The organism is Kitasatospora sp. NPDC054795, from assembly GCF_053611565.1.
Genome location: NZ_JBSHAP010000039.1, coordinates 55,361 through 63,871, shown reverse-complemented (window position 1 = coordinate 63,871; position 8,511 = coordinate 55,361). Strand labels below are relative to the sequence as shown.

The following is an 8,511-nucleotide window of genomic DNA, read 5'->3' as shown; positions in this document are numbered from 1 at the left end:
GCGGCGGGTGCCGCTGCGGCCGCTGCGGCGGCGGACGGCGCGGCGGCCTCGGCCTGCGGCGGCGGCACCGGCGACGGCGCCTGCGGCTCGGCGGCGACCGGGGCGGCGGCCTGGTACGGCTGCTGCTGGTAGCCCTGGTAGCCCTGCTGCTGGTAGCCGTACGGGTCCTGCCCGTACACCGGCTGCCCGTACTGGTCGTACTGCTGGTCGTACTGCTGCTGCTCGTACGACTGCGGCTGCTGCGGCTGCTGTGGTTGCTGCTGCTGCGGGTTCTGGTAGCCCTGGTACGGCTGCTGGTACTGCCCGGTGGACCAGTCCTCCGGCCGCCGGCCGTCGCTGCGATCAGTCATGCACCGCTCCTGGATCAGTCCCCGCGCGGCGCGTACAGCGCCCGCTTGTCGATGTAGCGGACCACGCCGTCCGGGACGAGGTACCAGACGGGCTCACCCTTGGCGACCCGGTTGCGGCAGTCCGTGGAGGAGATGGCCAGCGCCGGGACCTCCACCAGGGAGACCCCGCCCACCGGAAGCCCGGCGTCCGACAGAGTGTGCCCCGGGCGGGTGCATCCGATGAAGTGGGCCAGCGAGAAGAGCTCGTCGGAGTCGCGCCAGGAGAGGATCTGGGCGAGCGCGTCGGCGCCGGTGATGAAGAAGAGGTCCGCGTCCGGGTGCAGGGCGTGCAGGTCGCGCAGGGTGTCGACGGTGTACGTCGGGCCCTCGCGGTCGATGTCGATCCGGCTGACCGAGAACTGCGGGTTCTCGGCGGTGGCGATGACCGTCATCAGGTAGCGGTCCTCGGCCGGGGTGACGTGGCGGTCGCTCTTCTGCCACGGCTGCCCGGTCGGCACGAAGATCACTTCGTCCAGGTGGAACGCGCTCGCGACCTCACTGGCGGCGACGAGGTGGCCGTGGTGGATCGGGTCGAAGGTGCCGCCCATCACGCCTAGGCGCTTCTTCACCGGTTCCGGTCCGCCGGGATTCCCGGCCTGCTCTCCCATGCCGCCACACCTTACGCGACACCCGTTACGGTGCGGGAACGGCCGGGTGGGGGTTCTCCGCAGATGCGTGAGGGAGCGGCCGGCCGGTGGCCGGACGCTCCCCGAGCGGTCCGCGCGGCCGGCTCAGCGGTCCCGGTTGAAGCGGGTGGTGATGAAGAGCAGGACCAGCAGGATGAACAGCGCGGCGCCACCGGTCAGGGCCGGGTTCAGGCTGTCGTGGTTGCCCCCCTCGCCCTCGGCGAGAAGGTTCAGAACGGGGAGTGCGGCAGCAGTGCTCATGGTCGGCGGGACCTTCTCGGCTCGGGGAACGGACCTGGGGGTGGTTCCGGGCCGGTGAGGGCCCACCCGTCATCGTACGGGGGGTTACACGGCAACCGCTCGGCGGCCCACCGCCGCTGACCGGGCGTGAGCACGAGCCGGGGGCGAGGGCCGGGAACGGGCCGCGAGCCGGCCGGGAACGGGCCCGGTGACAGACCCGGGAGGGCGGCCCCTAGTTGTTCTTGAAGGCGCGGGCCATGATCCAGACCAGCAGGCCGATGCCCACGAAGGACGCGACCACGATGATCCGCAGGAACAGGCCCGGGCCGGTCTCGTCGGAGATGGGCGCGGCCAGGCTGACAAGCGTGTCGGTGGACATCTGCGGGGGCTCCTCGAACTGCTCGGTACCGCGGCCGGGTCCGGTCTCGGTCGTCCAGGACTCAGGTTAAACCGGCCTCACACCGGCGCCGCCCACCGGCCCCGGTGACACACCCGCCGCCCCCGGGACGCTCCGCGCGTACGCTGCCCCCGGGGACGAGTACGCAACCGCGCGCGTTGCACAGACAGTCGTTGCAGGCGAAGACCAACGGGGGGCGGGCCAGCGGGCCGCGGCCGCCGTCGACCAGGAGGTACTCAGACCATGACCGACACGACCGTGAAGGCCCCGAGCCGCCGCCGCGAACGCTTCCCCGGAATCTCCACCCGGGCGTGGGAGCACCCGGCGGACCGCTCGGCCCTGGTCGCGCTGCGCAAGCTCACCGGCTTCGACGACATCCTGAAGAAGCTCGCCGGCCTGGTCTCCGAGCGGGCGATCCGGCTGATGTTCCTGGCCACCGCCGTGAAGACCTCCGAGCGCCAGTTCCCGGAGCTGCACGACATGGTGCGGGACGCCGCCTACGTGCTCGACCTGGAGCAGGTCCCCGACCTGTACGTCTCCCAGGACCCGACGGTCAACGCGTACTGCATCGGCATCGACACCCCGGTCATCGTGGTCACCAGCGGCCTGGTCGAGCTGCTCGACGAGGAGGAGCTGCGCTCCGTCATCGGCCACGAGGTCGGCCACGCGATGTCCGGCCACGCCGTCTACCGGACGATGCTGATGATCCTCACCAACATCGCCACCCGGATCGCCTGGGTGCCGCTGGGCAACCTGGCGATCACCGCGGTCATCACCGCGCTCAAGGAGTGGTTCCGCAAGGCGGAGCTGTCCAGCGACCGGGCCGGCCTGCTCGCCGGACAGGACCTCCAGGCGTCCATGCGGGCCCTGATGAAGCTGGCCGGCGGCCACAACCTGGCCGAGATGAACGTCGACGCCTTCCTGGAGCAGGCCGAGGAGTACGAGAAGGCCGGCGATCTGCGCGACGGCGTGCTCAAGGTGCTCCAGCTGCTGCCGCAGACCCACCCCTTCGCGGTGGTGCGGGTCGCCCAGCTGAAGAAGTGGGCGGAGAGCGACGACTACCGCTCGATCGTGGCCGGCGCCTACCCGCGCCGCGCGGACGACCCGGACGCCTCGGTCTCCGAGCAGTGGAAGGCCGCCGCCGACCACTACACCACCTCGGTCAAGGAGAGCAAGGACCCGCTGATGGGCCTGCTCCGGGACGTCGCCGGCGGCGCGGCGACCGTCGGCGGCAAGCTCCGCGACACCTTCACCGGCGCCGCCGGCCGCAACGGCTCCTCCGGCAACGGCTCCGCGGGCTCGGGTTCAGCGGGCTCGGGTTCCGCGGACCGCGACGGCAGCTGACCCCCGGGCCGCGACGACCGCCGGCCCACCGCGACCGCGACGGCGGCCGGTGTCCCGTCCAGGGGCACCGGCCGCCTCGCCGTTCCACGGCCGGGGCAACTTCTCAGCCGCCCGCCAGCACCGCGCACACCTGCCAGCCCGGCCGGGCGTGGTTGCCGGGGTCGACCGGCGTCGGCGGCGCGACCGCCGTGCCCTGCGCGGTGGCCAGCACCGGCTGCAGGAAGCCCGCCATCGAGGTGTCGCAGGGCTCCGGACCGGCCTGCACCACCGAGTCCACCAGCCGCAGCTGCGCCGAGGCCAGGTCGACCCGGTCGAACTCGAAGGTCAGCTGCCGCCGCACGGTCTCCAGGGTGACCGGCGTTCCGGCCGGGGCCCCGGCCGGGGCCCCGGCCGGCTTCAGCGCGTAGACGAAGGTGTGGTCGGTGGTGATCTGCAGGGTCCCGCTGTCCGCCTCGTCGATCCGCATCGCGCCGGCCACCTTCACGGTGTTCGAGGCCAGCGCGACCTGCGCCGGGTCGAAGCGGACCATCCAGCCGGTCACCGCGTGGTGCCGGTCGTCCACCGGCTGCGCCACGCTCGCGTCGAACTCCGCCTGCTCACCGGGCGTGACGAAGGCCCGCACATCGGCGGTGGCACCCTGGACCAGCGCGGCCGGGGCCAGCGAGGAGGCGACCAGGTAGCGCTGGACGGTGTCGAGCGCCTTGGTCACCTCGACCCGGCTGAAGTGCTCGGTGGCAGCCCCGGTCGGGGTGTTCAGCCCGATCGTGCCGTCCCCGTACCCGGGCTGCAGCGCGGTGAACGGGTCCGCCGGGTCGGCGACCGGGCGGACGGCCGACGCCGGGCTCAACGCGACCAGGCTGACGGTCAGTTGACTGCCCTCGGGCCGCACCGCGGTCCCCCTCGGCGAACTCACGCCGAAGTACACCGCGGTCCCGAAGGCGAGCAGGATGAGCAGCAGCAGGATGAGCGCCTGGCGCGGGACGGTGCCCAGCGGGCCGAGCCGCACCCGCGGCCGGGTGGCCTTGCCGAAGGAGCCGGCCAGCCGCTCCCGGGCGGACAGTTCCTGGATGCGGGCAGCCCGCACGAACGATTCGTCGAACACGACGGACCGGAATTCGTCCTCGTTGCCGGAACCGCCCTCGGGCGTACCCTCCGGAGGCTCTCTCGGGTCACCCACACCACCAGGGTAGGCCGACACCGGCGCCGCCACGAGGGTGCGGGCGCACATTCCCGGGAACGCTCAGTGACCACCGCCCCCGGGCGTGCGCCCGCGCCCGGGGGCGACCGCGTCGGCCCGCCCCGGCCCGCCGAAGCCCGCCCTAGCCCGCCGGCGCCGTGACCACCAGCGGGGGGTCTGCCGGGGCCTGCCCCGGATCGACCCCGGCGCTGCTGGTGCCGGACTCGGGGCGCCGGGGCGCTCCCGCGGAACCGCCCACGCCCTGGTAGATCGCCGCGACCGCGATCGCCACCAGGCCCACGCCCATGATCACGGCGAGCACCCAGGCCACCGGCCGGTGCCACCGCTGCTGGGCCACGTACCGCCCGCGGGAGCGCACCGGGTCGTAGCCGCGTCGCCACCGCCGCCGGACCCGGCGGTCGGCCGCCCGGTCCGGCCCCGACCAGGGATCGGGGTAGAGGTGGTCCGCGTCGAGCCCGCTCGGGTACGGGCGCAGTTCCAGCGGCAGTCCGTCCCCCGCGGGAACGTCACAGCCCCAGCCCGGGCCCGCGGCGTCCGACTCGAACCGGGCCTCGGCGGCGGCGAGTTGCCGCTCCTTGGCGGTCGGCTCGTGCACGGCGGCGGACCGGACGAAGGCCTCATCGAAGACCACGGTGGCGAACTCGTCGTCCGCACCACCGTGGTCGGCGCCGTCGGGGTACGGGAAGCCCCCCACATCCTCAGCCACGGATTCAGCGTATTACCGGCCGGGCGATTTGTCTGTGGCTCCCGGCAGTTGGTCCGTCACACATGTGACGGACACCCCTCACCCGGCGTTCAGCGGCCGTGCGCGTCCCCGCCCACGGTCTGCGCCGCCTCGCCCCTCACGTGCCCGTCACCAGTGACGATGTACTTGGTGCTGGTCAGCTCGGGCAGGCCCATCGGGCCGCGGGCGTGCAGCTTCTGGGTGGAGATGCCGATCTCCGCGCCGAAGCCGAACTCACCGCCGTCGGTGAAGCGGGTCGAGGCGTTGACGGCCACCGTGGTGGAGTCGACCAACCGGGTGAACCGGCGGGCGGCGGCCTGCGAGGTGGTGACGATCGCCTCGGTGTGGCCGGAGGACCAGCGGCGGATGTGCTCGACGGCGGCGTCCAGCGAGGGCACCACCGCGGCGGCCAGGTCCAGCGAGAGGTACTCGGCGCCCCAGTCCTCGTCGGTGGCCGGCACCACGGTGGCCGGGCCGCCCTCGGCGGCCTTCAGCACCGCCTCGTCACCGTGCACCGTCACCCCGGCGTCGGCGAGCGCCGCCAGCGCGAGCGGCAGGAAGGCGTCCGCGACGTCCTGGTGGACCAGCAGCGTCTCGGCCGCGTTGCAGACGCTGACCCGCTGCGCCTTGGAGTTCAGCAGGATGCCGACGGCCATCGCCAGGTCCGTCTCGGCGTCCACGTAGACGTGGCAGTTGCCGGTGCCGGTCTCGATCACCGGGACGGTGGAGCCCTCGACGACGGTGCGGATCAGCGAGGCGCCGCCGCGCGGGATCAGCACGTCCACGTGGCCGCGGGCGCGCATCAGCTCCCGCACCGAGTCCCGGCTCTCCCCCGGCACCAGCTGGACCGCGTCGGCGGGCAGCCCGGCCGCGGCGACGGCGTCGCGCACCACGGCGACCAGCGCGGTGTTGGAGCGGTAGGCGGAGGCGGAGCCGCGCAGCAGCACCGCGTTGCCGGACTTGAGGCAGAGCGCGGCGGCGTCCGCGGTGACGTTCGGGCGGGCCTCGTAGATGATGCCGACCACGCCGAGCGGCACCCGGACCTGCCGCACGTCCAGGCCGTTGGGCAGGGTGTAGCCGCGCACCACCTCGCCGACCGGGTCGGGCAGGCCGGCCACGTCGCGCACGTCGGAGGCGATCGCGGCGATCCGCTCCTCGGTCAGGGTCAGCCGGTCGATCACCGACTCGGCCGTGCCGGCCGCCCGGGCCCGCTCCACGTCCTCGGCGTTGGCCGCGACGATCTCGGCGCCGCGGGCCACCAGGGCGTCCGCGACCGCCAGCAGCGCGGCGTCCTTCGCGCCGCGCGGCAGCGGGGCGAGCACGGCGGCGGCCTCCCGGGCTCGGCGCGCTACGGCGAGGACGGGGCTGTCGGCGGTGGCGAGGTCGCTGGTCATGCCGCCAAGGGTAGCGACTGCACCCGCCCCGCCCGGGCGGTATTTCGCCCGGTGAGACGCCGCTCCGCCGGACCCGGCCCGACGATCCCCGGTCCGGCGGCCCGATGTCCCCGGCCCGACGGGGCCGCCCGGCCGACGGGGACGGCCCGGCACGGGGCGGCTCAGTACGGGTGCGGCTCAGTACGGGTGCGGCTCAGTACGGGTGCACGCCGCCCAGGTGCGGCGGCGGGTCGCCGAAGCCCTCCGCCACCCGTTTGTGGTACGTCGCCCGGTCGACCACCTCCAGCCCGACGATCTCCCAGGGCGGCAGGTTCGCGGTGACCTTGTGCTCGCCCCACAGCCGCAGCGCGATGGCCGCCGCGTCGTGGAGGTCCCGGGCCTGCTCCCAGTAGCGGATCTCCGCGTGGTCGGCCGCGTAGCGGGCGGTCAGGAAGAACGAGTGGTCGTGCGCCAGCTGCTCCAGTGAGGCGCGCAGCGAGGGCAGCGGGGTGACCTGCCCGGCCACGCTCAGCACCACGTGCCACAGCCGCGCCTGCTCGGGCACGGTGGGCGGCTGGGCCGCCCGGTCGCGTTCGGGCCGCATCCTGCGCACCCCGCCGGGCCTCTGCGGCGGCGGACCGGCCGGCTCGGCGGGGCCGTCGCCGCGCCCGCCGTCGATGCTGGTCAGCCGCCGGCCCGCCGTCCCTGCGGTCAGCGCTGCCTCGCGCCTGCGTTCCACCGGCGGCCTCCTGTTCGGCGATGTCCTGTCGTCCCCACCGGCCCCGTCGACCCTCGGCCGACCGGTACGGCTGCGCCCCTCCTCGCCCGTGGCCGGGCCGCTCCCGGTACGGAGCGGCCCGCCGTGCGCGCTGCGCCGATCGGCCGGGCGGCCGGTGCCGGCCCGCCGGGCCGGTCAGCCGCGCAGAACGACCAGGTCGTCGCGGTGGACGACCTCGCGCTCGTACGCGGCGCCGAACTCCTGGGCCAGGTCGCGGGTGGACCGGCCGAGCAGGCGGGGCAACTCCCTCGCATCAAAGTTGACCAGTCCGCGAGCCACGATGTGGCCGTTTTCGGCAAGAAGGTCCACCGGATCACCCGCGGCGAACTCCCCGTCGACCTTGGTGACCCCGGCCGGCAGCAGCGACGCCCCGCCGGAGACGACCGCCCGGACGGCACCCTCGTCCAGGTGCAGCGCCCCGCGCGGGCTGCTCGCGTGGGCCAGCCAGAGCATCCGGTCGGAGGTCCGGCTTCCGGTGCGCAGGAAGAGCGTGCCGGTGGGCCGGCCGGCCAGCGCGTCGGCGGCCTGGCTGGCGGCGGTGAGCACCACCGGGATGCCGGCGCCGGTGGCGATCCGGGCCGCCTCGACCTTGGTGACCATGCCGCCGGTGCCGACCCCGGCCTTGCCGGCGCTGCCGATCTCGATGCCGTCGAGGTCCTGCGGGCCGCGCACCTCGGCGATCCGGCTGGTGCCGGGGCGGGACGGGTCGCCGTCGTACAGGCCGTCCACGTCGGAGAGCAGCACCAGCAGGTCGGCGCGGACCAGGTGGGCGACCAGGGCGGCGAGCCGGTCGTTGTCGCCGAACTTGATTTCGGCGGTGGCGACGGTGTCGTTCTCGTTGACGATCGGCATCGCGCCCATCGCCAGCAGCTGGTCCAGGGTGCGGTAGGCGTTGCGGTAGTGGGCGCGCCGGCTGGCGTCCTCGGCGGTGAGCAGCACCTGGCCGACCCTGATCCCGTACCGGGCGAAGGAGGCGGTGTAGCGGGCGACCAGCAGGCCCTGGCCGACGCTGGCGGCGGCCTGCTGGCGGGCCAGGTCCTTGGGCCGCCCGTCCAGACCGAGCGGGGCCAGGCCGGCGGCGATCGCGCCGGAGGAGACCAGCACGACCTCCGGCGCCCCGGGGCGGCCGCGCAGCTTGGCGAGCGCGTCCACCAGGGCGTCGACGCGGTCGGCGTCCAGGCCGCCGGCCGCCGTGGTCAGGGAGGAGGAGCCGACCTTGACGACGATCCGCCGCGCGGTCAGCACCTCGTCCCGCAGAGAGTCCTCGCTCATCTCGCTGTACGCCCTTCCGGTGTGGTGCGGGTACGGCGGGGCCCGGGCCCGGCCGTCACCCCCGCAATCTACGCGATCGGCGCAGGTCACCCGCCGGGTGTTTCACCGGCTGGACCCGGCCTGGTCACGGGCCCGCCACAGCCCGTCCGGCAATCCGGATGACTGGTATG

General features: G+C 74.4%; 10 protein-coding genes. 1 reads left to right on the top strand and 9 read right to left on the bottom strand.

The genetic code is table 11. The features are described from left to right. From ACWGJO_RS16480 to ACWGJO_RS16465, 4 genes are all read right to left on the bottom strand, one after another. The coding region (locus tag ACWGJO_RS16480; RefSeq protein WP_452184362.1) for a hypothetical protein at positions 1-350 on the bottom strand (350 nt) is incomplete at its 3' end. A 14-nt stretch (positions 351-364) separates the two neighbouring features. Beyond that, complete coding sequence (gene nadD / locus ACWGJO_RS16475) at positions 365-997, bottom strand: nicotinate-nucleotide adenylyltransferase (protein ID WP_049658574.1); 633 nt, start codon at positions 995-997, stop codon at positions 365-367. A 123-nt stretch (positions 998-1,120) separates the two neighbouring features. After that, positions 1,121-1,276, bottom strand: coding sequence for a hypothetical protein (locus ACWGJO_RS16470; protein ID WP_359910967.1), 156 nt, complete (start codon positions 1,274-1,276; stop codon positions 1,121-1,123). 211 nt (positions 1,277-1,487) lie between these two features. Further along, a complete protein-coding gene (locus tag ACWGJO_RS16465) occupies positions 1,488-1,634 on the bottom strand; it encodes a hypothetical protein (RefSeq protein ID WP_359910966.1) in 147 nt (48 codons plus the stop codon). Positions 1,635-1,895: 261 nt separating this feature from the next. On the opposite strand from ACWGJO_RS16465, the gene ACWGJO_RS16460 reads away from it, so the two are divergent. Then, complete coding sequence (locus ACWGJO_RS16460; protein WP_452184359.1) at positions 1,896-2,996, top strand: M48 family metallopeptidase; 1,101 nt, start codon at positions 1,896-1,898, stop codon at positions 2,994-2,996. 103 nt (positions 2,997-3,099) lie between these two features. On the opposite strand, the gene ACWGJO_RS16455 is transcribed toward ACWGJO_RS16460, so the two are convergent. The 5 genes from ACWGJO_RS16455 to proB form a co-directional block, all read right to left on the bottom strand. After that, positions 3,100-4,173 (bottom strand): SCO2583 family membrane protein, encoded by a 1,074-nt coding sequence (locus tag ACWGJO_RS16455; protein WP_452184357.1) that lies wholly within the window; start codon positions 4,171-4,173, stop codon positions 3,100-3,102. Between the two features lie 142 nt (positions 4,174-4,315). After that, complete coding sequence (locus ACWGJO_RS16450) at positions 4,316-4,900, bottom strand: SCO2584 family spore wall biosynthesis protein (protein ID WP_387695703.1); 585 nt, start codon at positions 4,898-4,900, stop codon at positions 4,316-4,318. An 89-nt stretch (positions 4,901-4,989) separates the two neighbouring features. Further along, positions 4,990-6,312 carry a glutamate-5-semialdehyde dehydrogenase gene (locus tag ACWGJO_RS16445; protein ID WP_452184355.1) on the bottom strand — a complete coding sequence of 441 codons (1,323 nt, stop codon included), beginning with the start codon at positions 6,310-6,312 and terminating at the stop codon, positions 4,990-4,992. 193 nt (positions 6,313-6,505) lie between these two features. Further along, on the bottom strand, positions 6,506-7,030 hold the full coding sequence (locus ACWGJO_RS16440; protein ID WP_359910956.1) for a hypothetical protein: 525 nt from the start codon (positions 7,028-7,030) through the stop codon (positions 6,506-6,508). A 174-nt stretch (positions 7,031-7,204) separates the two neighbouring features. After that, entirely contained in the window at positions 7,205-8,341 is a 1,137-nt protein-coding gene (gene proB / locus ACWGJO_RS16435; protein ID WP_380543256.1) for a glutamate 5-kinase, read from the bottom strand. Between the last annotated feature and the right edge of the window lie 170 nt (positions 8,342-8,511).

Excerpts from the sequence above, each read along its gene's own strand:
- nadD (WP_049658574.1), bottom strand. The coding sequence starts at position 997 with ATGGGAGAGCAGGCCGGGAATCCCGGCGGACCGGAACCGGTGAAGAAG.
- ACWGJO_RS16470 (WP_359910967.1), bottom strand. The coding sequence starts at position 1,276 with ATGAGCACTGCTGCCGCACTCCCCGTTCTGAACCTTCTCGCCGAGGGC.
- ACWGJO_RS16465 (WP_359910966.1), bottom strand. The coding sequence starts at position 1,634 with ATGTCCACCGACACGCTTGTCAGCCTGGCCGCGCCCATCTCCGACGAG.
- ACWGJO_RS16460 (WP_452184359.1), top strand. The coding sequence starts at position 1,896 with ATGACCGACACGACCGTGAAGGCCCCGAGCCGCCGCCGCGAACGCTTC.
- ACWGJO_RS16445 (WP_452184355.1), bottom strand. The coding sequence starts at position 6,312 with ATGACCAGCGACCTCGCCACCGCCGACAGCCCCGTCCTCGCCGTAGCG.
- proB (WP_380543256.1), bottom strand. The coding sequence starts at position 8,341 with ATGAGCGAGGACTCTCTGCGGGACGAGGTGCTGACCGCGCGGCGGATC.